This window comes from Bacillus sp. JJ1764, assembly GCF_036962145.1.
Taxonomy (GTDB): domain Bacteria; phylum Bacillota; class Bacilli; order Bacillales; family Cytobacillaceae; genus Neobacillus.
The window spans coordinates 44,876-66,811 of record NZ_JBALNY010000061.1 but is presented as its reverse complement, the minus strand read 5'-3'; the positions used below and the strand labels follow the sequence as shown (position 1 = coordinate 66,811).

The window sequence follows — 21,936 nt, the reverse complement described above, 5'->3', positions numbered from 1 at the left end:
ACATCATACCCTAATTATAGATAAAATTGGAGTGTTTTGGTAAGTTATTTTTGAATAATTTATATATTTGATAAGAAATCGGTATATAACCCATTTAATAAGAAATATACTTGACTTTTGCAGGATGAAAATTATATAATACTCTTTGTGTAAAATATTGCAGCCTATATGAAAATCCTTACTAGGCTCATTTTGTTCCTCGAAAGAAGGAATCTTTTGATGGTGCATCGAGTAACCCTCTGCTGCTAGGGCGATGGTGCATGAAAACAAAATGACTATTATTGTTATTTCATAACGGTTTTTATTTTACCCAAATAAAAACACACAAGGAGGAGTCACTCATGGCTCGTTATACAGGATCAACCTGGAAAATTTCTCGTCGTCTTGGAATTTCTCTAAGCGGCACTGGTAAAGAATTAGAAAAGCGTCCTTACGCTCCTGGACAACATGGTCCAAACCAACGCAAAAAGCTTTCTGAATACGGATTGCAATTACAAGAAAAGCAAAAACTTCGTCATATGTACGGTGTTACTGAGCGTCAATTCCGTAATCTATTCGTAAAAGCAGGTAAAATGAGCGGCGTTCATGGTGAAAACTTCATGATTCTTCTTGAAACTCGCCTTGATAACCTTGTTTACCGTTTAGGCCTTGCTCGCACTCGTCGTGCAGCTCGCCAATTAGTAAACCATGGCCACATTTTAGTTAATGGTTCTCGCGTGGATATTCCATCATATCGTGTAGCTCCTGGCCAAACAATCAGCCTTCGTGAAAAATCACGCAACCTTGATGTCATCAAAGAAGCAATCGAAGTAAATAACTTCGTTCCTGATTATTTAACTTTCGATGCTGACAAATTAGAAGGTACTTTCACTCGCTTACCGGAGCGTTCAGAATTGCCAGCTGAAATTAACGAAACTCTTATCGTTGAGTTCTACTCTCGTTAATTTTAATAAAGAAACCCCCTTACCTTTATTGGTTTGGGGGTTTTTTGTTGAGTTTGGTACGTAGGGGTGCTACATTCATGAAAAAGCGGCTACACGAGGGAAAAGGGAAAATGGAGGGGTTCTATGTACCCAAAAAAGAAGTAACGGTGTATGAGAGACAAATTAGAGCAAGAAGCTGGGAAAAATGGCTTTCAACCGGCTCGTGAAAGACAAATTAGAGTAAGGATAGAGATAAAATGTTTTTCAACCGGCTCGTGAAAGACAAATCACAGCAAAAATAGAGATGAATTGTTCTTCAACCGGCTTATGAAAGACAAATCACGCCATGAATAGAGATAAATTGTCTTTCAACCGACTTATGAAAGACAAATCAAAGCAAAAATAGAGATAAATTGTTTTTCAACCGGCTTATGAAAGACATACAGCTAAATAACAATACAAAAAATGTCCTTCATCCTATAGATGAAAGACATCAAACATTCCTTCTCTTATAAATACTGCACCAATGCTGCAACTAATTCTTCCAATTTTTCTTGATCCAGTTCGTCAAAACGGTTAGTTTCAGGCGAATCGATATCTAAGACCCCTAATAATTGTCCTTCTTTCACTAAAGGAATGACAATTTCTGAGCGTGAAGCGGCGTCACAGGCGATGTGACCAGGAAATTGGTGAACATCTTCAACACGGAATGTTTCACGCTTCAAAGCTGCAGTCCCGCAAACTCCTCTGCCTAACGGGATTCGTACACAGGCTGGAAGTCCCTGAAACGGCCCCAAAACTAATTCATTTTCTTCCATTAAATAAAAACCGACCCAGTTAATCCGATCTAAGAATTGATTTAAAAGGGCGGAAGCATTACTTAAATTCGCAATCTGATTCTTTTCGCCAAGGAGCAGGGCGTGCAGTTGCTTAATGACTAATTGATAGTTTTCTTCACGATCGCCCTTGTATGTTTCGACGTTAAACATTCTATTTCACCTTTTTTCTTTAATAACTTTCTTCTATTTTATCAGAAATCAAAGAAAATAAGCAGACTTTGTCGATATTTTCATAAAGGAATCCGCCAGTCTGGCAAAGAATACTTTTGTAATGGGAAATTTGGCGTTCTAAAGGGGGAGAACTGATGAAGCGAAATTCAAAGGAAGAGATTGTAAAGGCGGCTATTCTCTTATTTAATTCAAAAGGATATAATGGGACTTCTATCAGGGATATTGCCAAGGCAGCCAAGGTCAATAGCGCCACTATTTCCTACTATTTTGATAATAAAGCAGGGTTGCTTGAATTTTGCTATACGTATTTTTTTGAGCAATATATTCAAAAAATTGAAAATGGCTTTCAATCCATTGAAAAAGGGGCCAAGACTTGTTTAAAAAAAATTATTGCTGATTTGCATCATTTTCATTGTGAAAACAGTCAACTGGCCAGCTTTGTGTATCGTGAAATGTCGATGGATTCTCAAATGGTCAGGGAAATTATGGCGACATATTCTGTAAAGGAAAAGTATTATCTTCAGCAGGTCTTTGAACGCGGCTTTGAATGGAATGAGTTTCTTCCACATTCTATTCCTTATTTAATTATCCAATTAAAAGGACTATTGATGATGCCATTTATAAATACACATTACCTCCGAGAGGTTTTATATGTTTTTCCAAACGAGAAATTTTTCGAGCAAAAATATTTGAAGGATCTGTACCAGTGGGTTGAAAAAAATCTTTGCGGACAGGTTGATTTTAAAAAGGAAGTATTATACAAATAAAATTTTCCAAAATATAATAATCTACAGGCACTTACGATGAGGAAAAAATTTCCTCTACCGTTTAGTGCTTTTTATTATGATTATTCCCTTTTTTTGGTTAAAATTGAACTATTCTTCATTTTTTTTACTAAGTCGCGGTTTTTTGATTTTCTTTTACAAAAAAATTGAAATTACTAGTCAAAAAATGTCGTTTACATGTTATCATAAAGGCAATGAATTGAACCATTCGAAATATTATATAGATGATTGTTGGGAATAGGGGGCTTTAACATGCAATATGTCATTGGGGTTTTTATCCTCTTACTGGCCTTATTTGTATTTGGATTTTTTATAAAGAAGAAGTATTTTAGGGAAATGGATCGATTAGAGTCTTGGAAAATTGATTTAAATAGTCGGCCAATTCCCGATGAAATGTCGAAAGTGAAACAGTTAAACATGACCGGGCAAACTGAGGAACTTTTCGAGCATTGGCGAAACCAGTGGGATGATGTAGTTGCTGTGAAGCTCCCAAGCTTAGAAGATATGCTGTTTGATGCTGAGGAGTACATTGACAAGTATCGCTTTAAAAAGGCGAAGGAAGTCCAAAATCAGATATCTGAACAGTTACAGGGAATAGAAAACCAAATTAATACTATATTAGAAGAACTTCATGAACTGGTTGGCAGTGAAGAGAAAAACCGTCTTGAGATCGATGAGTTAAAGGAAATTTATCGGGAATCTAAGAAAACATTGCTGGCTCACCGTCACAGCTTCGGAAACGCTGAAAAGGGTCTGGAGAAAGCCCTTGACGAAGTCACTCAAAAATTCCAGGATTATGAGGAAAAAACGGAACAGGGCAATTATCTTGAAGCCCGAGAAGTGGTTCTAAGCATTCACAGTAAATTAGGTGACATTAAGTATAACATGAGTGTGATTCCTCAGTTTTTAATTGAATGCCAGTCGTTGTTGCCTAATCAGATTTCAGAGGTGCTGGCGGGTTTCCGAGAAATGAACGAGCAGAATTACTATTTAGAGCATGTTAACGTTGAAAAGGAAACGAAAAACCTAGAGGAAAAGGTTGCGGAAAATATAGCCTTGATAGAAAAATTAGACATCAAGGAAGCAGAAGAAGGCATTACTGAGGTTAAACAGAGAATTGATGTATTGTTTGATTTATTGGAAAAGGAAGTTCATGCCAAGCATTTTATCATTAAAAATGGAAATCTGACTGGGAATCTTCTATCAGATGCCGAAGAAGAAAATAAACATTTGGCAGCTGAGGTGCACGATATACAGTCAACCTATCATTTGTCGGATCATGACTTGGAAGAACTAAGAAGCTTGCAAACGGAGCTAGCAACGATTGAAAAACGCTATGATATCCTAAATGAAAAAATAAAACTAAATAATACAGCTCAATCTTTAATCAGTGAAGAGCTGATTGGAATTAAAGAGCAACTAGATGTGATCAGGGATGGGCAGCACTCCTTTGCGCTTAAGCTGCAGACATTGCGGAAAGATGAACTAGAAGCGCGGGAAAAGGTGCGTGAATTAGCGCAGAAGATGAAAGAAACTGTTCGTCTTGTCACTAAAAGCAATGTTCCGGGATTACCAGGTGACTATAGTTATTTAGTTGAAGATACAAATGACAGCATTCAGAATGTTTGGCTCCAGCTCGAAGAAAAGCCACTCAATATTTCGGCATTAAATCAGTATTTGGAAATTGCAGAGTTAACCGTTGAAAAACTGGTAAATGCCACCATTGAGCTGATTGAAAATGTTACCTTGGCCGAAAAAGCCATTCAATATGGAAACCGTTATCGCACACAATATCCATCTGTTGCGAAAGGTCTTTTGGAAGCAGAACAGGCATTTAGACGATATGATTATCAAGAGGCCCTAGAACAAGCAGCAGCAACCTTAGAGGGAATTGACCCCGAAGCTCTCAAAAAAATTAAAACGTCAATAGCCGATTAGTGGAAAACCGATGAATGTCGGTTTTTTTCATTTCTTTTTAAAATCCGCTCTTTGTGGTAAGATTTATTTCGGCAAAGAGGTTTAACTCTAGAAAGGTGATCCTATGATTTATTTTGATAATAGTGCAACAACAAAACCATATAAAGAGGTATTGGACTCCTATCTAACCGTTTCCTATGATTACTTTGGCAACCCGTCATCGTTGCACAGTTTTGGCGGAAAGGCCGAAAAGCTGTTATCTCAGGCAAGGGAGCAAGTGTCTCAACTATTGGGAGTAAAATCAACCGAAATTTATTTTACTTCTGGCGGGACAGAAGGCAATAATATCGCTATAAAAGGAGCTGCCAGAAGAAGTCGTAATAAAGGCAAGCATTTAATCACATCTAGCATTGAACATCCGGCCGTTCGAGAATCGATGGAACAACTGGAGCAAGAAGGATTTGACATTACCTTGATCCCCGTCGATAAGGATGGCAGGGTTTCCGTTAAGGATATAGAGAAAGCTATTCGCAAAGATACGATATTAGTGTCAATTATGCAGGTTAATAATGAAGTTGGGTCCGTCCAACCGATTAAAGAAATCGGTGAGATGTTAAAAATGCACCCGTCGATTTTATTTCATGTGGATGCGGTCCAAGGAGTGGGCAAGGTGCACCTTGATTTGTATGACAGCAGGATTGATTTTTACTCGATTTCCGGACATAAATTTCATGGACTAAAAGGTACAGGTGCCCTGTTTATCCGAGACGGAGTTCACCTTACTCCGTTATTTTCAGGAGGGAATCAAGAAAGGAAAATCCGCAGTGGCACGGAAAATGTTGCCGGGGCGGTTGCGTTAGCCAAAGCGCTGCGCCTAACCCTACAGAAAAGAGAAACGGGATTAAAGAGACTCGAAGCCATGAAACAGCTGTTGAGAACGGAGTTAGAGAAGATCGAGGGTATCATTATGAATACTCCTCAAGAAAACTCAGCACCCCATATATTAAATTTTTCACTCCAGGGAATTAAGTCTGAAGTGTTTATCCATGCCCTTGAGCAAAAAGAAATCTTTGTCTCGACGACAAGTGCTTGCTCTTCTAAAAAGAAATCTCCGAGCAACACACTTTTGGCAATGGGTGTTCCGGAATCGTTAGCGGAAAGTGCGATAAGACTCAGCCTATCCTATGACAATACGGAAGAAGAAGCAAAAACTGTCATCAAAGAAATTGAGAGAACGGTAAAACAATTAGGAGAGGTAATGAAATCATGAATTATGATCGTATTTTAATCCGATATGGAGAGATTTCAACTAAAGGAAGAAATCGTGGTAAATTTGTGGAAAAGCTTAGAAAAAGCGTTCGCATTGCTTTAAGAAACTATACGAATATTAAAATTGAGGCAAGCCATGATCGGATGTATGTAATTTTAAACGGTGAAAATGGGATAGAAATCATTGAGAAATTAAAACATATTTTTGGTATTCAATCGTTCAGTCCGGCAGTAAAGATAAAAAAAGATATGGATGTCATTAAACAGGCTTCACTTGATCTTGTTAAAGCTCTCTTCGAGGAGGGGAAAACCTTTAAAGTGACGGCCAAGAGATCAGATAAAACCTTTGAATTAGATACAAATGAGCTCAATCATGCTATTGGCGGACATTTATTATTTAATATTCCTGGATTAAAGGTGGATGTCAGAAATCCAGATATTAATCTTCGGGCTGAAGTTAGAAAAGAAGCTGTCTATTTATCTTGTGAGACAATTAAAGGAGCAGGAGGCTTACCACTTGGATCAAGTGGAAAAGCAATGCTGATGCTTTCTGGTGGTATTGATAGTCCTGTTGCTGGATACCTATCTATGAAGCGCGGATTGGAAATAGAGGCAGTCCACTTTTTCAGTCCACCATTTACAAGTGAACGGTCAAAAGAGAAAGTAATTGACCTTGCAGGAAAGCTGGCAGAAATTTATGGAAGTTCCATTAAGCTGCATATTGTGCCTTTCACTGATGTGCAGCAAGCAATACGTGAACAAGTACCGGAAAATTATACGATGACTTCTACTAGAAGAATGATGCTAAGAATCACGGATGAAATCAGAAATATTAATGAAGGGCTAGCCATTATTACCGGGGAAAGTTTGGGGCAGGTTGCTAGCCAAACTCTTGAAAGTATGTTTGCCATTAATGAAGTAACTAACACACCCATTTTGCGCCCCTTGATTTCGATGGACAAAACCGATATTATTAAAATCGCGAGTGAAATAGATACCTTAGAAATTTCAAATCGCCCATTTGAAGATTGTTGTACAGTGTTTGTACCAGCTTCACCTAAAACAAAGCCAAAACGGGAAAAAGTAAATCAGTATGAAAGCTATTATGATTTTGAACCGTTGATTCGAGAAGCAGTTCAGGAAACAGAAACGGTCTTCATCAAACCATATAAAGAGAAAATTGAAGAGTTTCAAGAATTATTTTAATTGTTATTTTTGAATTTTATGTGAATAATTACCAGTTTTTAAATAGAATGAAGTTTGCTGGTTCTACACAATCTATACTCACAAGGAGGTGAGTATAGATGGCTAGAAACAACAACTCTAATCAACTTTTAGTACCAGGAGTTCAAGAAGCTCTTAACCAAATGAAGTATGAAATTGCTCAAGAATTTGGTGTAAATCTTGGTGCTGATACTACTTCTCGCGCTAACGGATCTGTTGGTGGAGAAATCACTAAGCGCCTAGTATCAATGGCTGAATCACAATTAGGCGGGTTCGCTCGATAATTAAAAATCAATACGATGGCTACAGAGAGTGGGATCTTCCCACTCTCTTTTTGTATAGAAATAAATTTTTAATTGGATAATAATTTTAAATTTTTAAATAATTTTGTATAATAATCATGGGGATGAAAATTTTTCAAAGAGGGGGATTAGGATGAAACGGGAAGATTTGATTGCACCGGAACATTATAATTTAGTTTCCGAGGTAGAGAAATTTGCTAAAGTTCAGGGGAAAGTGGCATTAAAATGGGAAAATGAGTCTGGCGACACAGAGGAAATTACATACGAAGAGCTGTTAAAGCAAGTGAACAAAGCTGGCAATGTCTTTGCACAAAATGGTCTATCTAAAGGTGATGTCGTTCTTGTCATTATTCCGCGTTTAATTGAAGCCTACGTCGTCTATTTAGCAGCTTTAAAAGCAGGCATGGTAGTCATTCCAAGTTCGGAAATGTTACGGGAAAAAGATCTGCAGTACAGAATCTCTCATGGTGATGTGAAAGCAGTTGTCAGTTATCATCCATTTACGGGGCAATTCACGAATTTAAAGGAAACGCAACCATTAGTGAAATTTGTCGTCGGAGCTGAAAAGGAAGGTTGGGTTCAGTTGGATGCTGAAATGCAGAGCGCATCAGAAGTCCTGACCCTTGCAGACACACTTCGTGATGATATGGCCTTTTTATCCTATACTTCCGGGACTACAGGAAATCCAAAAGGTGTAGTCCATACACATGGCTGGGCCTTTGCTCATCTGCGCACTGCCGCAGCAAAGTGGCTTTGTATTGAAGAGAGAGATACCGTTTGGGCCACAGCAGCCCCGGGTTGGCAAAAATGGATTTGGAGTCCGTTTTTATCAGTGCTTGGCTCAGGTGCAACCGGTTTGATCTATAATGGAAAATTTGATCCGCAAAAATATTTATCCCTCCTTGAGAAATACCAGATCAATGTTCTATGCTGCACACCGACAGAGTATCGATTGATGGCAAAAGTTAACAATTTAGCAGACTACCAATTGCCAAAACTTCATAGTGCAGTGTCGGCAGGAGAACCATTAAATCGTGAAGTCATCGATATATTTAGGAAAAATTTCCATGTGGATGTTCGTGATGGCTATGGACAAACGGAAAACACATTGTTGGTCGGCGTTACGAAAGGAATGGAATTAAAACCGGGATCAATGGGGAAACCAACACCTGGCAATCGAGTCGAAATTATTAATGATATGGGTCAGGTATGTGCTGATGGCGAGGTAGGAGATATTGCGGTTCATGTCGAGACACCGGCATTATTCAAAAATTATTATAAAGACCCGGAAAGAACAGCTATGCAATTCCGCGGCGATTATTATGTAACGGGAGATAAAGCTAAAATGGATGAAGATGGCTATTTCTGGTTTGAAGGGCGCGGTGATGATATTATTATCAGTTCCGGTTATACAATTGGGCCTTTTGAAGTCGAAGATGCTTTGGTGAAACACCCATTTGTAAAAGAATGCGCGGTAGTAGCAAGCCCTGATGAAATTCGCGGATATATAGTAAAGGCATTTGTTGTTTTAAGAGAGGGAGTATCTCCAAGTGATACGGCGGAAATAACGAAAACATTACAGGAGCATGTAAAAGAACTAACTGCCCCATACAAATATCCAAGAAAGATCGAATATGTTGAGGAACTGCCAAAAACCACATCAGGTAAAATCCGCAGAATAGAACTGAGACAAAAAGAATTTGAAGCGATAAAAAAATCATAATAGGACAAACAGGCAATCGATTGTAAAATTGATTGCCTGTTTTATTTTTAAAATAATTACCCTATTTTTCGAAAATCACGTTATAATATTATTTCGATACTAGAAAGAATAGGGGATAGAAATATAATGAATAGTAATACAAAACAGGGGGTTATTTACGCCGGATTTTCTTATTTTCTATGGGGGCTTCTGCCTATTTATTGGAAACTTCTACATGGGGTAAATGCAAAGGAAATTCTCGCGAATCGAGTCTTATGGTCCTTTATTTTCATGCTTATCATTCTGTTGTTCACCAAAAAATGGGGACTGTTTATAAAGACATGGAAAGGCTTTGCACAAAATAAAAAACAGATGTATGCACTTATTAGTGCGTCCTTACTGATCAGTATCAATTGGTACACCTATATTTGGGCTGTCAATAACGGTCATATGATCGAAACAAGTTTGGGCTATTATATTAATCCGCTGGTCAGCATTTTATTGGGCATGATTGTTTTAAAGGAGAAGTTATCCTTCTATCAATATATTTCCTTTGGTTTAGCTGCTACAGGTGTACTCATTATTACCTTCTCCCATGGACAATTCCCTTGGGTGGCGATTATTTTGGCTCTTTCCTTTGGACTTTACGGTTTAGCCAAGAAAATGATTAATGTCGACTCTTCAGTAGGGCTTACATTAGAAACGCTAACGGTAACACCCATTGCTGCCATTTATTTGGTCATTCTATTGTTCAAAGGGAATAGCTCATTTTTAACTGCCAGTGCCGGAACTAATCTTTTATTAATCGGGGCCGGAGTTGCAACAGCAGTGCCTCTTCTATATTTTGCAAAGGGAGCACAAAAGATTCCTCTATCATTGTTAGGGTTTCTCCAATACATTGCACCAACCTTAACCTTAATATTAGGAATATTTATGTATAAAGAGCATTTTTCAAAAGTGCAGCTTTTATCATTTATTTTTATCTGGACTGCATTAACGATTTATTCTTTATCCAAAACAAATTTACTCTCTAGCAAAAGAATAAAGGAAAAATCAATTCAAGGCTGACGAGGCATTCTCGCCAGCCCTTTTTTATAGAAACGTTCGCTTAACCTTTTCCCAGAAGGAGTTGTCCTTTAATTTCAGTGTCTTTAATTTTATATCACTTATTTTAATTTGGATTTTATCAACATGGCGGATGCTTAATGCCTCATTATCCATGCCCATTGTTGGATAATCATTTTCTTCTGTTAAGATTTTTAACGTTAACGCTCTTTCTTTTCCAACAATAAAAGAGGACCCGAGTGTACGATAGCGATTATTATTAATGGAGGCAACTTCACTTACTTGCATACAAGAAATCAGTGGGTCGACAATGGCACCATTAACTGATTTGTTATAGGCGGTACTACCGGTTGGCGTTGCTACAATTAAACCATCTCCACGGAAAGTTTCAAAATGCAATTGATCAAGGAAAACATCAATAACCAGTGTTTTAATAATCGAGGAACGGATGCTAAATTCGTTTAAACAATTATATGTTCCTTGCCCACTTACAAAAACTTCAAGCAACGGATAACGTCGTACCTTCAATTGATCTGTAAGCATAGCATCAATCATTCTAGAGGTTTCACCGATTCTGAAATCACAGTACATATTTAAATTATCTTTTGTTGATATGCCCATATAGAGACAATCTTCACGAAAGCCGGTTGCACGTACAGCTTGAAGGAACGTACCATCATCTCCAATGCTTGCGATAATATTGGCATTTTTGTAGTCATCGACGATCGTAAACCCAAATCTCTCTGTTGCCTCAAAAAGCGGCGCTGCTTTGGCAAGAACCTCTTCGTTACGCTTGTGATAATAAAAAATGTTTTTTCTCTCGCTCATTCATCGGTCCTCCTGATATTTTATGTAAAATATATCAATTATTCCCATAAGTAAATAAAACTTGATAAAATGAACATAGTCTCAAATTAGTTTAGCATTTTTTTGAAAGAATATGATAGGAGGGAGCATGACTTTCTGACAAAGTTTATTGGGGGGAATACATATGAGTGGAAAAAGATGGGCTGCTTTAGGGATTGCATCAGTATTATTTGTTGCTTCGGTGTTGATCAATGTTTTATCAGCATCGGCCTATAAAGGAGTAGAAACAAATTTCAGCCGTTTTATGGATGATGATTCTTTTACAGAAGAGGTCGTCAAAGAAGGAAATGATTTTAAGAAAATTGCTCTTCTTGATGTGGATGGAGTGATTCAGGATACTGGAGATTCGGCGGGATCCCTTTTACAGGCTACAGGCTACAATCATCAGGATTTTCTAAAAAAGCTGAATCATATTAAAGAAGATGACACGATAAAGGGGATCATTATTAGAGTCAATTCCCCTGGCGGAGGTGTAGTAGAAAGTGCAGAGATCCATGCTAAATTAGCTAAGATTCAAAAGGATACGAAAAAGCCGGTTTATATTTCTATGGGTTCGATGGCCGCATCAGGAGGCTATTATATTTCGACAGCCGCCAAGAAGATTTATGCCAGCCCGGAAACGTTAACTGGGAGTCTTGGGGTCATTATGGAAGGGATTAATTATAAAGGATTGGCAGATAAGTATGGAGTCAATTTTGTTACGGTCAAAAGTGGCAAATATAAAGATATTATGAGTCCGACGCGTGAGATGACGGATGAAGAAAGGCAAATTCTGCAACGAATGATTGATAATTCGTATGAGGGATTTGTCAAAGTAATTTCCGATGGGCGCCATATGTCTACCGCTGATGTGAAAAAAATTGCTGATGGAAGAATATATGATGGTAGGCAGGCACTTGAATTAAAACTGATTGATGGTTTTGGATATTTGGATGATGTTATAAATGAAATGAAAAAAAATGAAAAATTAAAGGGTGCAAAAGTGATTCGGTATACAGATAATCTTGGCTTTGGATCTCTATTCAAAAATCAGGCAAAACAGTGGTTGGGAGATCAAGCGGAAACCGCAGGATTGATGAAAATTTTATCGAAGCCCAATTCTCCGCGTCTCATGTATCTTTATGCTGAATAGAGGTGTTTCTCATTGAATTCGAATGATTACCAAGATTATGTCAACGAACCATTGTTGAAGAATGATGTGGAACAGGAAGAGATTCCTTTTCATAACGGTGTCGATGCTAAACTACCTATACACTATGCTGGCTTTTGGATGCGTTTTTGGGCGTATCTGTTAGATCTGGTCGTGGTGGGCAGTATTGAAAGAATTGTGATGAATCCAATCTTTAGAGGACTAGGTCTGTCTTTATCGGAACACAGCCTATTTGCACCAGTTACCATCGTATCAGCCGTAATTTTTTATTTGTATTTTGTTTTAATGACTAAGTTCTTCCGACAAACCCTTGGAAAAATGGTCTTTGGTTTAAAAGTTATTGGAGTCAACCAAGATACATTATCATGGGGAACCATTATTTTTCGGGAATGGATTGGCAGATTCATTTCTGCCACCATCATCTTAGGGTATCTGATCGTGGCATTCTTACCTAAAAAGCAAGGGCTGCATGATTTGTTTACCGATACAACTGTGGTTCATACCGAACGATAATTTTTCGCCTATCAACATTGTTGATAGGTTTATTTTTTTGGGTTGGGGAAATACTAGCACGTTGAAAGGTTGTGAACGAGTTGGTTTGGCTGCTTATTACCCTGCTTGCATTTGTCTTACTAGTTTTAGTGATGGTCCTTACTAAATTAACGGTACTCATTCATTACCAGCATTATAATGATAACGACAACTTAACGATTGAATTTCGCATTTGGTTTGGGTTAATTAAGTACAAAAAGAACATACCATTAATAAAAATTGATGATGATTCCCCCAGTATCGTTGTCAAAAGTGATTCCAATTTGAATAAGGACGATGAAAAGGTACAGCAAATTTCAAAAAAGGAAGTTACGGGTTATTGGCAACGAACTCATGAGTTGCTTGATCGCATTTTTAATTTAAATTTAATTATTAAAAAACTTTTTAAGAAAGTTATGATTAAACAGCTAGAATGGGAAACGTTCATTGGAGTGGGGGATGCTGCTCACACAGGGATTGCAGTTGGAGCATTATGGGCAGCAAAAGGAGGTATTGTCGGGCTTCTCAGTAAATTTTTAAATCTAACTGTGATGCCACAATTATCTATTACACCGCATTTTCAAGCAGCGGTGATTCAGACTCAGTTAAAATGTATGTTTCAATTTCGAATCGGGCATGCTATTTTAGCAGGATTAAAACTAATTAAATTTTGGAGAGGCGAAAAAAAGCGCTCCAAGAACAATGCAAATTTTTCAAATGAAAAAATCAAATCCATTTCATAGAGGAGGATTCTGCTATGTCTGATCACCCAATTCAAGGATTAATGACAACTGCAATGGAAAGCTTAAAGGAAATGATTGATGTCAATACAATCATTGGAGATCCTGTTGAAACCCCCGATGGAAGTGTTATCTTGACAGTTTCAAAGGTGGGATTTGGATTTGCTGCAGGTGGCAGTGAGTTTAAAATGGGAGGGTCACAGAGCCAAAGCCCTGGACAAGGACAGGGCCAAGGTCAAAATCAGGGCGACTCGAAGCTGCCGTTTGGCGGTGGTAGCGGTGCCGGGGTTTCCATTACTCCAATTGCCTTCTTAATTGTCAACTCACAAGGAGTTAAGATGCTTCACCTGGATGAAAGCACTCATTTATATGAGAAAATTTTGGAGCTTGCACCACAGGCTGTAGATAAAATTCAGCAAATGTTCTCCAGAAGAGATGAAACTAAACAACAAAATGGTTCTGATTCCCATAAGTCCAAGGATGATTTAAATATCGATGTGAAAGAATAACCATATTTTGCACAAAGTGCTTATACAGGCCTCAGGCTCGCCATAAGGCGAGTTTTCTTTATGGGGGGAATTAACGAAAAGAATGAGCATTGTACAGGGCTTAATAATTGCAAAACTAATTCTGACAGGATATATTTACACTGTACATATTCAAAGTTATCCGGTTCATTTGATGGAATCTGTGCCGACTTTGATAATACCGACAAAGGAGGATGTTAGAATGGCAAGTGTTACGTTTAAGGGAGGTCCTGTGACTTTACTTGGGAATGAGGTAAAGGTTGGAGATAAGGCTCCTAATTTCACAGTCCTTGCAAATGATTTATCAGAGGTAACGTTAGATCATACAAAGGGGCAGGTACGCTTAATTGCTTCCGTTCCTTCTCTTGATACGGGAGTTTGTGATGCCGAAACTCGCAGATTTAACGAAGAGGCAAGCAAGCTAGACAATGTTAAAGTACTTACTGTAAGTGTGGATTTGCCGTTTGCGCAAAAGCGTTGGTGTGCCGCAGCTGGTATTGAAAATGTTCAAACATTATCAGACCACCGTGATCTTTCATTTGGTGAGGCTTATGGCGTTGCTATTAAAGAACTAAGATTACTAGCCCGTGCTGTGTTTGTAGTGGATTCCAGCGATACAGTTACTTATGTTGAGTATGTGAGTGAAGCAACTAATCACCCTAACTACGAAGCAGCAATTGAAGCTGCCAGAAATGCAAAATAAGATCATTTCTAAAGGCCTCGTCCATGGCGGGGCCTTTGCTGTGTTTACTTCATGAATAAAAAATCATACATATGGAGGAGAAGTAATGACGATTACTCCAATTGAACAGTTATTTACCATATTTAATGAAACCGCTCTTTCTTTGCAGGAAGAGGTAGGATTTTCTTACTTAGAGGCTTTAGCCGAAACGGGAGAAAATATATTCCATGAGTCTATTCTACAAGAAGAACTAAGCGAATTAACCGTGAAAAGGCTCAAAAAACAATATGAAAGTCTCCAACTTGAAAGGTTCACAAAAGAGGATATCCGAAAGGCGTTTCAACTTGTGATTCTTAAAGGAATGAAAGAAAATATTCAGCCTAATCATCAAATGACCCCTGATTCGGTTGGCATGTTGCTTTCCTACCTGGTTGAAAGATTTGTTAAAGAACCATCATTCCACTTGCTTGACCCTGCTGTCGGAACAGGAAATTTATTATTAACGGTATTAAATCATCTGCAACAACGAAACATCGAGGCAATTGGAATTGATATTGATGACTTATTAATAAAGCTTGCCTATATTAATGCCAATTTACAAGAACAGCCCATTCAATTTTTTAATCAAGACAGTTTGGAACCTTTATTTATTGAACAAGTAGATGCTGTTATTGCCGATTTGCCGGTTGGCTATTACCCAAATGACGTCAGAGCTAGTGAATTTGAATTAAACGCAGATACAGGACACGCTTACTCCCATCATTTGTTTATTGAACAGGGCGTTAGATACACAAAGCCAGGGGGCTACTTATTTTTCATTATTCCAAATGGACTTTTTGAAAGTGACCAAGCGGGAAAGCTGCATGAATACTTAAAAGAACATGTTGTGATTCAAGGTCTGCTGCAATTCCCCATTAATATGTTTAAAAATAAAAATGCCGCAAAGAGCATACTTGTACTGCAGAAAAAAGGTGAAAAGGTTCAGTTGCCAAAACAGGCATTATTGGTTAACTTACCAAGTTTGTCAAACCGGAATGAGATGGACAAAATCCTCTTACAAATTGAAAAATGGTTTCAGGAAAATAAAGGATGACATCCAGTCGGATGCCCTTTTTTTTTATTTATAATCCTTTTTCAGAATTTTATTATTTTATGATGTAATCGCTACCAGTGATTTTTCGTCTTGAAAAACTAAATACATAGTGATTAAATGAACAATTGGGGAAATATTCATAAGATGGTTTGTACAAACTAAAACTGTACAAATTAAAAGGATTCTGAAATTATTGTGTTATTTAAAAGGAGCGTTTAGAAGTGGCGAAAATTATTGCAATCAATGCAGGAAGTTCCTCATTAAAATTTCAATTATTTGAAATGCCAAGTGAGGAAGTCATCACAAAAGGGCTGATCGAGAGAATAGGCTTAAAGGATTCTATTTTTAACATTACAGCAAATGGTGAAAAACTTAAGGAAACTCTTGATATCCCAGATCATGAAGTGGCAGTTAAAATGCTTTTGGATAAATTAACAACATTAGGAATTATCCAATCTTTAGATGAAATTGAAGGAGTAGGGCACAGGGTCGTACATGGCGGAGAAAAATTTAATGATTCCGTTGTTATTACGGACGAAGTCCTTAAGGAAATCGAAGAATTATCTGATCTTGCACCATTGCATAATCCGGCAAATATTACTGGTATTAAAGCATTTAAACAGGCTCTTCCGAATGTGCCGGCTATTGCTGTTTTTGATACAGCATTCCATCAAACGATGCCGGAAAGCTCATTTTTATATAGCCTTCCATATGAGTACTATCAAAAATACGGTATTCGTAAATATGGATTTCATGGAACAAGTCATAAATATGTTTCACAACGTGCTGCTGAGATGTTAGGCCGTCCATTGGAACAATTAAGACTCATCTCTTGTCACCTTGGGAACGGGGCAAGTATTGCTGCGATTCAAGGCGGAAAATCCATTGATACATCCATGGGCTTTACACCACTTGCAGGGGTAACAATGGGTACTCGTTCAGGTAATATTGACCCGGCATTAATTCCTTATATTATGGAAAAAACAAATAAAACGGCTGATGAAGTGTTGGACGTTTTAAATAAGAAAAGCGGTATGCTAGCAATGTCCGGTTTTTCTAGTGATTTACGCGATATTGAAATTGAAGCGAAAAAAGGAAATGATCGGGCACAATTGGCTTTGGATATTTTCTCCAACCGCATTCATAAATACATTGGTTCTTATGCAGCCCGCATGAACGGCATTGATGCCATAATCTTCACTGCAGGTATCGGAGAGAATAGTGATGTGATTCGTGCTAATGTATTAAAAGGACTAGAATTTATGGGTGTTTATTGGGATCCAGCCCTTAATCAAGTACGAGGCAAGGAAGCTTTCGTGAACTATCCGCATTCACCGGTAAAAGTTATGGTAATTCCGACTGACGAAGAAGTTATGATTGCCCGTGACGTCGTTCGCTTAACTGAAGAATAATAGACCAAAAGGCAATAGCTTAACAAAAAAAGCTATTGCCTTTTTATTTTCTGAATTTATTTTATGTTATACTAAAAAAAAGGCTTGGAGGAGGGGTGGAAATGCCGTTGACTCCCAGAGAAAAGGCTGCATGGCAAGAAATCCGTGAATGGGAAGAAAAGCTGTTAAGCTACGAACCAAATGACTTTCAGCTCACTTATGAAAAATATTTAGAACGTTCATTTTCTTTATTGCCTAGCAAGGTCCAAAAGCAATTTTTTACGATGCTGGATACTTGGTTGTTTCATTTACACAGTCTGATTCAAGGTTCTCAGCTGCAAATGGATGCCAAGGAACGCATTTTGGCTTCGGGAAGAATTTTTAATCAACATATTGAAAAAATAGAAGACTTACGACATTTAGAAATAGACCAATTACAATACATAGCAGAACAGCATATGGCCAGACATCGGTTGTACTCATTTTTTCAAGGAAGTTTAACTGGCTCAGGGAGCACAATTCTCCTTGGAACGGATATTCCAGCTATGGCTGTCATCAATATAAGAGCCGTACAACTAATAGCCATGACCTATGGATATGAAATCAATACGCCTAATGAGATGATGAATTCATTAAAAGTGTTTCATATTGCCACTTTGCCACCGCAAATTCAAAAAAATGGATGGCTTGCTTTAATCAAAGAAACAGAGCAATACCAACATAATTATTTTTACGTAGGAAACGATGAAATGACAAATATATCATGGGTAGAACAACCAATCCAACAATTGTTAAAAGCATTTATAATCGCCTTGTTTCGTAAGAAATTAATTCAGGGGATCCCGTTGGTAAGTATGGCTATCGGGGCTGGCGCCAATTATCAGTTAACAAGAAAAGTCACTAATATAGCCCATAAATACTATCAACTTCGCTATCTTAAAGAAAAAGAGGAGTTATCTGAATGAGTACAATTGAACATAAAAGCGCAGCTCCTAAAACAATCAATTGCAAGATTATAACTGTAAGTGACACAAGGAATTCTGATACCGATAAAAGCGGGAAGTTAATGATTGACTTACTTGAGGACGCCGGTCATCATATTGTTGATTATTGTATCGTCAAGGATGAAACGTTCCCGATTCAAACTGAAATCCTAAAAGCATGTGAGCGAGATGATATTGATGTTGTCTTAACAAATGGCGGAACAGGAATTGCTAAGCGGGATGTGACGATTGAAACGGTACAGGAACTGCTTGATAAGGAAATCGTCGGTTTTGGAGAGATTTTTAGAATGCTTAGTTATCAGGAAGATATCGGTTCAGCCGCTATTCTCTCAAGAGCGATTGCAGGTGTAGTGAACGATACAGCCATTTTTTCTACACCTGGTTCTACAGGTGCGGTAAAGCTGGCGATGAATAAATTGATTCTTCCGGAAATCGGTCACGTTGTTCGTGAAATTAAAAAAGATCTTTGAGAAAAATAAAACTCCCTTCAAAATGGAGGGAGTTTTTATTGATGAACTTTTACTGAAATTTGTTGATTTGCACGGTACCAAAGCCAAAGATCGTTAATAATGGAAGCAAGTTCGGAGATTTCTGTGTTTAATTGACAGGAACGAGGGAAGTCATTTTCGTCTGAAAGTTCTGCTTGCTTATGGTTAATCTCTGCTTCAAGCTCACTAATTCGATCAGGAATCGAACCGCGAATTCTCTCCCAATGAAATAGTATACCTTCTTGAATATCCTTGCTAAACTGTCCCCATTCATGAATTAAGTCAGGAATATAAATGCCAAGACGATGATCAAATGAAAAATTCTCTTTCATCATACCCCTCCTAAAAAAGTGTAATTATTATAATAATACTACAGATTGTGAAAATATTCACGATATTTTTTGTGTTTTCAAAAAAAAGTACGAAACCCATAGGGCTCCGTACTTAAAACTTTATTCTAAATCTTTTTGTGTACGTACGACAAGGACGTCACATGGAGCGTACCTAACAATATGCTCTGATACACTACCAATGAAGAATCTTTCTACCACATTCATGCCTGTAGCACCGCAAATAATTAAATCAACATCATGCTTTTTGGCCAGTTCTCTTGGAATTCTAACTTTTGGTGAACCGAAGTCAATTTCGAATTGTACTTCAGGTAATCCAGCTTCCAATGCCAGCTTTTGATAATTTTCTAGCATTTCTTTAGCCAGTTTTTCAGCTCTTTCACCTATAACGGTGTCATAGGCTTCTACTAATGCAAATGATCTTGTATCGATGACATGAACCAATAATAGTTTGGCTTGATTCCTTTTAGCAACTTCTATCCCTTTTTTGAATGCCCAATCTGCTTCTTTGGAACCATCAATGGCAACCATAATATTTTGATATTTAAGTCCCATGATTATCATCTCCTTACCATTATTATACAGTAAACCGGAGGGAATAACTGTTTCAACTTTTCGAACAATAATGTAGTACCTTACCAAGAAAGGGGATGTAAGAATGACTCAACTGGATCCGAATAAAAAATTTACATTTGACTTTGATGAAAATGGAGTAAGTGAAATCAGCGAACAAATCATGAATTCTTATAATAGTGGATACATCGATGAAGGCACTGCCGTGGCTGACCAGACTGATTTTACTACAACCGAGGGTTAAGGGATGAAGGGGCTTTCCGGAGATGGATTGCCCTTTCATATTTAAAGACCTCTGAACTTGATAAAATACCATTTTTATAAGCACTTACACAGAAAAATTTCACTATCAGGGCATATACCCAAGAAGTTGCCTAATAGGATGCATATTCTTTAAGTGTGTTACGTATTACATTTGAGGAGGAAGAGTATGAATAATCATATGTATATGAATCCAGGAAATATGCCTTATGACCAGACATTAAACTATAACCCTGATGAATCGCGCTTATGGGGAGGATTTGGCTTCCGACCTTGGGGTTTTGGTTTTGGGGGTCCATTTTTTGGAGGACCATTTGGCTTTGGGCGTCCTTTCTTTGGAGGACCGTTTGGCTTTGGTGTTCCATTCGGTTTCGGCGTTCCATTTGGTTTCGGATTTGGATTTCCGTTCTTTATTTAACAGATAATAATAATTGGAGGAGAGAGGAACAATGAATCAAGAAATGGGATTAATGCCCATGAATACTACATTGAATGTAGATCAACATTTGTATGATTTAAATGATGGAAGACTTCATCATGGCTTTGGCGGTTTTGGACATGGCGGTTTTGGACACTTTGGAGGTTTTGGAGGCTTCCATCATGGATTCGGAAGACCGTGGGGATTTGGCTTCGGCAGACCATTTGGTTTTGGATTTGGCTTTCCTTTTGCAGCTGGTTTAGCTACGGGAGCATTATTATCACCGTATGGATATGGGTACGGATATCCTTATCCATATCCATACTACGGATACCCATACTACTATTAAAAAATAAAAAGCCTTGCTTTGATTAGGTAAGGCTTTTCCACTAGTTTGGTATTAGAAAAGATTTTGATAAAATGAAGATCCTTACATTATTTTACTGGAGGGAAACCAATGAAAATAGGAGTGCCAAAAGAAATTAAAAATAATGAAAATCGTGTGGCGATGACACCAGCAGGGGTTGTAAACCTATTACATTTTGGACATGAAGTGTATATAGAAAAAGGAGCCGGTCTTGGATCTGGTTTTGCCGATGAAGACTACCAAGCTGCTGGCGCAAAAATAGTTGACTCTGCGAAAGAAGCCTGGTCCAAGGAAATGGTCATGAAGGTAAAAGAACCACTGCCTGACGAATGTCAGTATTTTCGTGAAGACTTAATTTTATTTACATATTTGCACTTAGCTCCTGAACCGGAACTGACCAAGGCGTTGATTGCGAAAAAGGTGGTGGGAATTGCCTATGAAACTGTGCAACTGTCTAATAACAGCTTGCCCTTGTTGACACCGATGAGTGAAGTTGCTGGGAGAATGGCAGCCCAGGTCGGTGCACAATTTTTAGAAAAAGTTTACGGAGGAATGGGTATTCTTCTATCTGGAGTTCCAGGGGTTAAAAGGGGAAATGTTACGATAATTGGAGGTGGCGTGGCAGGTACCAATGCAGCAAAAATGGCGATTGGTTTGGGAGCAAAAGTTACTATCATTGATTTAAACCCAGATCGTTTGCGACAGTTGGATGATATTTTCGGAAGTGATGTTACTACTCTGATGTCAAACCCATACAATATCGCCGAAGCTGTTAAAGAGTCAGATTTGGTGATTGGAGCTGTTTTAATTCCGGGTGCTAAGGCGCCCAAGCTTGTAACGGAGGAAATGATTAAAACGATGAAACCTGGAAGTGTGGTAGTGGATATCGCCATCGACCAAGGCGGTATTTTTGAAACGACAGACCGAATTACCACTCATGATAACCCGACCTATATCAAGCACGGTGTGGTTCATTATGCTGTAGCCAACATGCCGGGGGCAGTACCAAGAACATCTACTATTGCTCTGACAAACGTGACGGTACCGTATGCATTACAAATTGCTAATAAAGGTTATCGTCAAGCCTGCTTGGACCAAGAAGCACTGCTTAAAGGAATAAATACGCTAGCTGGCTTTGTCACCTATAAGGCAGTAGCAGAGGCACATGGAATGGATTATAAAGATACCAGGGAGTTGCTTGGTTAAAAATAAAAGGCAACAGGGCAAGAAATCAATTCTTTGCCCTGCTGCCTTCATTTAATAATAAAGCTGTTAAACGTGGCTGTTGATTTGCGCT

At 38.1% G+C, this 21,936-nt stretch carries 26 protein-coding genes; 22 read left to right on the top strand and 4 right to left on the bottom strand.

Annotated elements, in window-relative coordinates; translation table 11 throughout:
* Nucleotides 1–341: 341 nt before the first annotated feature.
* Nucleotides 342–944: a 30S ribosomal protein S4 gene (gene rpsD / locus V7083_RS10600; protein ID WP_335477493.1), complete on the top strand. Its 603-nt coding sequence runs from the start codon at nt 342–344 to the stop codon at nt 942–944.
* Nucleotides 945–1,021: 77 nt separating this feature from the next.
* A complete protein-coding gene (locus tag V7083_RS10595) occupies nt 1,022–1,150 on the top strand; it encodes a hypothetical protein (RefSeq protein WP_335477492.1) in 129 nt (42 codons plus the stop codon).
* 282 nt (nt 1,151–1,432) lie between these two features.
* Here the strand turns inward: V7083_RS10595 and V7083_RS10590 are convergent, their stop codons facing one another.
* Nucleotides 1,433–1,912, bottom strand: coding sequence for a GAF domain-containing protein (locus V7083_RS10590; protein ID WP_335477491.1), 480 nt, complete (start codon nt 1,910–1,912; stop codon nt 1,433–1,435).
* 155 nt (nt 1,913–2,067) lie between these two features.
* Between V7083_RS10590 and refZ the strand changes: the two genes are divergently transcribed.
* From refZ to rarD, 7 genes are all read left to right on the top strand, one after another.
* Complete coding sequence (gene refZ, locus V7083_RS10585; RefSeq protein WP_335477490.1) at nt 2,068–2,700, top strand: forespore capture DNA-binding protein RefZ; 633 nt, start codon at nt 2,068–2,070, stop codon at nt 2,698–2,700.
* A gap of 270 nt (nt 2,701–2,970) precedes the next feature.
* Complete coding sequence (ezrA, locus tag V7083_RS10580) at nt 2,971–4,656, top strand: septation ring formation regulator EzrA (RefSeq protein ID WP_335477489.1); 1,686 nt, start codon at nt 2,971–2,973, stop codon at nt 4,654–4,656.
* Between the two features lie 103 nt (nt 4,657–4,759).
* Nucleotides 4,760–5,905 carry a cysteine desulfurase family protein gene (locus V7083_RS10575; RefSeq protein WP_335477488.1) on the top strand — a complete coding sequence of 382 codons (1,146 nt, stop codon included), beginning with the start codon at nt 4,760–4,762 and terminating at the stop codon, nt 5,903–5,905.
* Complete coding sequence (gene thiI, locus V7083_RS10570; protein WP_335477487.1) at nt 5,902–7,110, top strand: tRNA uracil 4-sulfurtransferase ThiI; 1,209 nt, start codon at nt 5,902–5,904, stop codon at nt 7,108–7,110. The genes V7083_RS10575 and thiI overlap by 4 nt, the downstream gene beginning before the upstream one ends.
* Before the next feature lie 98 nt (nt 7,111–7,208).
* The gene (locus V7083_RS10565) at nt 7,209–7,412 is read left to right on the top strand and encodes an alpha/beta-type small acid-soluble spore protein (RefSeq protein ID WP_335477486.1); all 204 of its coding nucleotides are present in this window, start codon (nt 7,209–7,211) and stop codon (nt 7,410–7,412) included.
* A gap of 151 nt (nt 7,413–7,563) precedes the next feature.
* Nucleotides 7,564–9,153, top strand: coding sequence for an acyl-CoA synthetase MbcS (mbcS, locus tag V7083_RS10560; RefSeq protein WP_335477485.1), 1,590 nt, complete (start codon nt 7,564–7,566; stop codon nt 9,151–9,153).
* A 126-nt stretch (nt 9,154–9,279) separates the two neighbouring features.
* Complete coding sequence (gene rarD, locus V7083_RS10555) at nt 9,280–10,200, top strand: EamA family transporter RarD (RefSeq protein ID WP_335477484.1); 921 nt, start codon at nt 9,280–9,282, stop codon at nt 10,198–10,200.
* A 24-nt stretch (nt 10,201–10,224) separates the two neighbouring features.
* On the opposite strand, the gene V7083_RS10550 is transcribed toward rarD, so the two are convergent.
* A complete protein-coding gene (locus V7083_RS10550) occupies nt 10,225–11,025 on the bottom strand; it encodes an NAD kinase (protein WP_335477483.1) in 801 nt (266 codons plus the stop codon).
* 163 nt (nt 11,026–11,188) lie between these two features.
* Between V7083_RS10550 and sppA the strand changes: the two genes are divergently transcribed.
* From sppA to V7083_RS10505, 9 genes are all read left to right on the top strand, one after another.
* Nucleotides 11,189–12,196 carry a signal peptide peptidase SppA gene (gene sppA / locus V7083_RS10545; RefSeq protein ID WP_335477482.1) on the top strand — a complete coding sequence of 336 codons (1,008 nt, stop codon included), beginning with the start codon at nt 11,189–11,191 and terminating at the stop codon, nt 12,194–12,196.
* Between the two features lie 81 nt (nt 12,197–12,277).
* Complete coding sequence (locus V7083_RS10540; RefSeq protein ID WP_335477501.1) at nt 12,278–12,727, top strand: RDD family protein; 450 nt, start codon at nt 12,278–12,280, stop codon at nt 12,725–12,727.
* A gap of 80 nt (nt 12,728–12,807) precedes the next feature.
* Entirely contained in the window at nt 12,808–13,488 is a 681-nt protein-coding gene (locus V7083_RS10535; protein ID WP_335477481.1) for a DUF2953 domain-containing protein, read from the top strand.
* A 14-nt stretch (nt 13,489–13,502) separates the two neighbouring features.
* A complete protein-coding gene (ytfJ, locus tag V7083_RS10530; RefSeq protein WP_335477480.1) occupies nt 13,503–13,994 on the top strand; it encodes a GerW family sporulation protein in 492 nt (163 codons plus the stop codon).
* 220 nt (nt 13,995–14,214) lie between these two features.
* Nucleotides 14,215–14,715, top strand: a complete 501-nt coding sequence (gene tpx, locus V7083_RS10525) for a thiol peroxidase (RefSeq protein ID WP_335477500.1) — start codon at nt 14,215–14,217, stop codon at nt 14,713–14,715.
* Nucleotides 14,716–14,800: 85 nt separating this feature from the next.
* Nucleotides 14,801–15,787: a class I SAM-dependent methyltransferase gene (locus V7083_RS10520; protein WP_335477479.1), complete on the top strand. Its 987-nt coding sequence runs from the start codon at nt 14,801–14,803 to the stop codon at nt 15,785–15,787.
* A gap of 221 nt (nt 15,788–16,008) precedes the next feature.
* Nucleotides 16,009–17,199 carry an acetate kinase gene (locus V7083_RS10515; protein ID WP_335477478.1) on the top strand — a complete coding sequence of 397 codons (1,191 nt, stop codon included), beginning with the start codon at nt 16,009–16,011 and terminating at the stop codon, nt 17,197–17,199.
* Nucleotides 17,200–17,300: 101 nt separating this feature from the next.
* Nucleotides 17,301–18,143 (top strand): EcsC family protein, encoded by an 843-nt coding sequence (locus V7083_RS10510; protein ID WP_335477477.1) that lies wholly within the window; start codon nt 17,301–17,303, stop codon nt 18,141–18,143.
* Nucleotides 18,140–18,652 carry a MogA/MoaB family molybdenum cofactor biosynthesis protein gene (locus tag V7083_RS10505; protein WP_335477476.1) on the top strand — a complete coding sequence of 171 codons (513 nt, stop codon included), beginning with the start codon at nt 18,140–18,142 and terminating at the stop codon, nt 18,650–18,652. Before V7083_RS10510 ends, V7083_RS10505 begins: the two co-directional genes overlap by 4 nt.
* Nucleotides 18,653–18,687: 35 nt before the next feature.
* Here the strand turns inward: V7083_RS10505 and V7083_RS10500 are convergent, their stop codons facing one another.
* The gene (locus V7083_RS10500) at nt 18,688–19,002 is read right to left on the bottom strand and encodes a hypothetical protein (protein WP_335477475.1); all 315 of its coding nucleotides are present in this window, start codon (nt 19,000–19,002) and stop codon (nt 18,688–18,690) included.
* Nucleotides 19,003–19,122: 120 nt separating this feature from the next.
* Nucleotides 19,123–19,575: a universal stress protein gene (locus tag V7083_RS10495; RefSeq protein ID WP_335477474.1), complete on the bottom strand. Its 453-nt coding sequence runs from the start codon at nt 19,573–19,575 to the stop codon at nt 19,123–19,125.
* Nucleotides 19,576–19,678: 103 nt separating this feature from the next.
* Between V7083_RS10495 and V7083_RS10490 the strand changes: the two genes are divergently transcribed.
* The 4 genes from V7083_RS10490 to ald all read left to right on the top strand — a co-directional run bounded on the left by V7083_RS10490 (nt 19,679) and on the right by ald (nt 21,845).
* On the top strand, nt 19,679–19,837 hold the full coding sequence (locus V7083_RS10490) for a hypothetical protein (protein ID WP_335477473.1): 159 nt from the start codon (nt 19,679–19,681) through the stop codon (nt 19,835–19,837).
* 186 nt (nt 19,838–20,023) lie between these two features.
* Nucleotides 20,024–20,272, top strand: a complete 249-nt coding sequence (locus V7083_RS10485) for a hypothetical protein (RefSeq protein WP_335477472.1) — start codon at nt 20,024–20,026, stop codon at nt 20,270–20,272.
* Nucleotides 20,273–20,324: 52 nt separating this feature from the next.
* Complete coding sequence (locus tag V7083_RS10480) at nt 20,325–20,621, top strand: hypothetical protein (protein ID WP_438823715.1); 297 nt, start codon at nt 20,325–20,327, stop codon at nt 20,619–20,621.
* A gap of 108 nt (nt 20,622–20,729) precedes the next feature.
* Nucleotides 20,730–21,845: an alanine dehydrogenase gene (gene ald, locus V7083_RS10475; RefSeq protein ID WP_335477470.1), complete on the top strand. Its 1,116-nt coding sequence runs from the start codon at nt 20,730–20,732 to the stop codon at nt 21,843–21,845.
* The last annotated feature ends 91 nt before the right edge of the window (nt 21,846–21,936 follow it).

Bases quoted from the DNA above. Each gene is read 5' to 3' on its own strand.
- rpsD (WP_335477493.1), top strand. From the start codon at position 342: ATGGCTCGTTATACAGGATCAACCTGGAAAATTTCTCGTCGTCTTGGA.
- V7083_RS10595 (WP_335477492.1), top strand. From the start codon at position 1,022: ATGAAAAAGCGGCTACACGAGGGAAAAGGGAAAATGGAGGGGTTCTAT.
- V7083_RS10590 (WP_335477491.1), bottom strand. From the start codon at position 1,912: ATGTTTAACGTCGAAACATACAAGGGCGATCGTGAAGAAAACTATCAA.
- refZ (WP_335477490.1), top strand. From the start codon at position 2,068: ATGAAGCGAAATTCAAAGGAAGAGATTGTAAAGGCGGCTATTCTCTTA.
- ezrA (WP_335477489.1), top strand. From the start codon at position 2,971: ATGCAATATGTCATTGGGGTTTTTATCCTCTTACTGGCCTTATTTGTA.
- V7083_RS10575 (WP_335477488.1), top strand. From the start codon at position 4,760: ATGATTTATTTTGATAATAGTGCAACAACAAAACCATATAAAGAGGTA.
- thiI (WP_335477487.1), top strand. From the start codon at position 5,902: ATGAATTATGATCGTATTTTAATCCGATATGGAGAGATTTCAACTAAA.
- V7083_RS10565 (WP_335477486.1), top strand. From the start codon at position 7,209: ATGGCTAGAAACAACAACTCTAATCAACTTTTAGTACCAGGAGTTCAA.
- mbcS (WP_335477485.1), top strand. From the start codon at position 7,564: ATGAAACGGGAAGATTTGATTGCACCGGAACATTATAATTTAGTTTCC.
- rarD (WP_335477484.1), top strand. From the start codon at position 9,280: ATGAATAGTAATACAAAACAGGGGGTTATTTACGCCGGATTTTCTTAT.
- V7083_RS10550 (WP_335477483.1), bottom strand. From the start codon at position 11,025: ATGAGCGAGAGAAAAAACATTTTTTATTATCACAAGCGTAACGAAGAG.
- sppA (WP_335477482.1), top strand. From the start codon at position 11,189: ATGAGTGGAAAAAGATGGGCTGCTTTAGGGATTGCATCAGTATTATTT.
- ytfJ (WP_335477480.1), top strand. From the start codon at position 13,503: ATGTCTGATCACCCAATTCAAGGATTAATGACAACTGCAATGGAAAGC.
- tpx (WP_335477500.1), top strand. From the start codon at position 14,215: ATGGCAAGTGTTACGTTTAAGGGAGGTCCTGTGACTTTACTTGGGAAT.
- V7083_RS10520 (WP_335477479.1), top strand. From the start codon at position 14,801: ATGACGATTACTCCAATTGAACAGTTATTTACCATATTTAATGAAACC.
- V7083_RS10510 (WP_335477477.1), top strand. From the start codon at position 17,301: ATGCCGTTGACTCCCAGAGAAAAGGCTGCATGGCAAGAAATCCGTGAA.
- V7083_RS10505 (WP_335477476.1), top strand. From the start codon at position 18,140: ATGAGTACAATTGAACATAAAAGCGCAGCTCCTAAAACAATCAATTGC.
- V7083_RS10500 (WP_335477475.1), bottom strand. From the start codon at position 19,002: ATGAAAGAGAATTTTTCATTTGATCATCGTCTTGGCATTTATATTCCT.
- V7083_RS10495 (WP_335477474.1), bottom strand. From the start codon at position 19,575: ATGGGACTTAAATATCAAAATATTATGGTTGCCATTGATGGTTCCAAA.
- V7083_RS10490 (WP_335477473.1), top strand. From the start codon at position 19,679: ATGACTCAACTGGATCCGAATAAAAAATTTACATTTGACTTTGATGAA.
- V7083_RS10485 (WP_335477472.1), top strand. From the start codon at position 20,024: ATGAATAATCATATGTATATGAATCCAGGAAATATGCCTTATGACCAG.
- V7083_RS10480 (WP_438823715.1), top strand. From the start codon at position 20,325: ATGCCCATGAATACTACATTGAATGTAGATCAACATTTGTATGATTTA.
- ald (WP_335477470.1), top strand. From the start codon at position 20,730: ATGAAAATAGGAGTGCCAAAAGAAATTAAAAATAATGAAAATCGTGTG.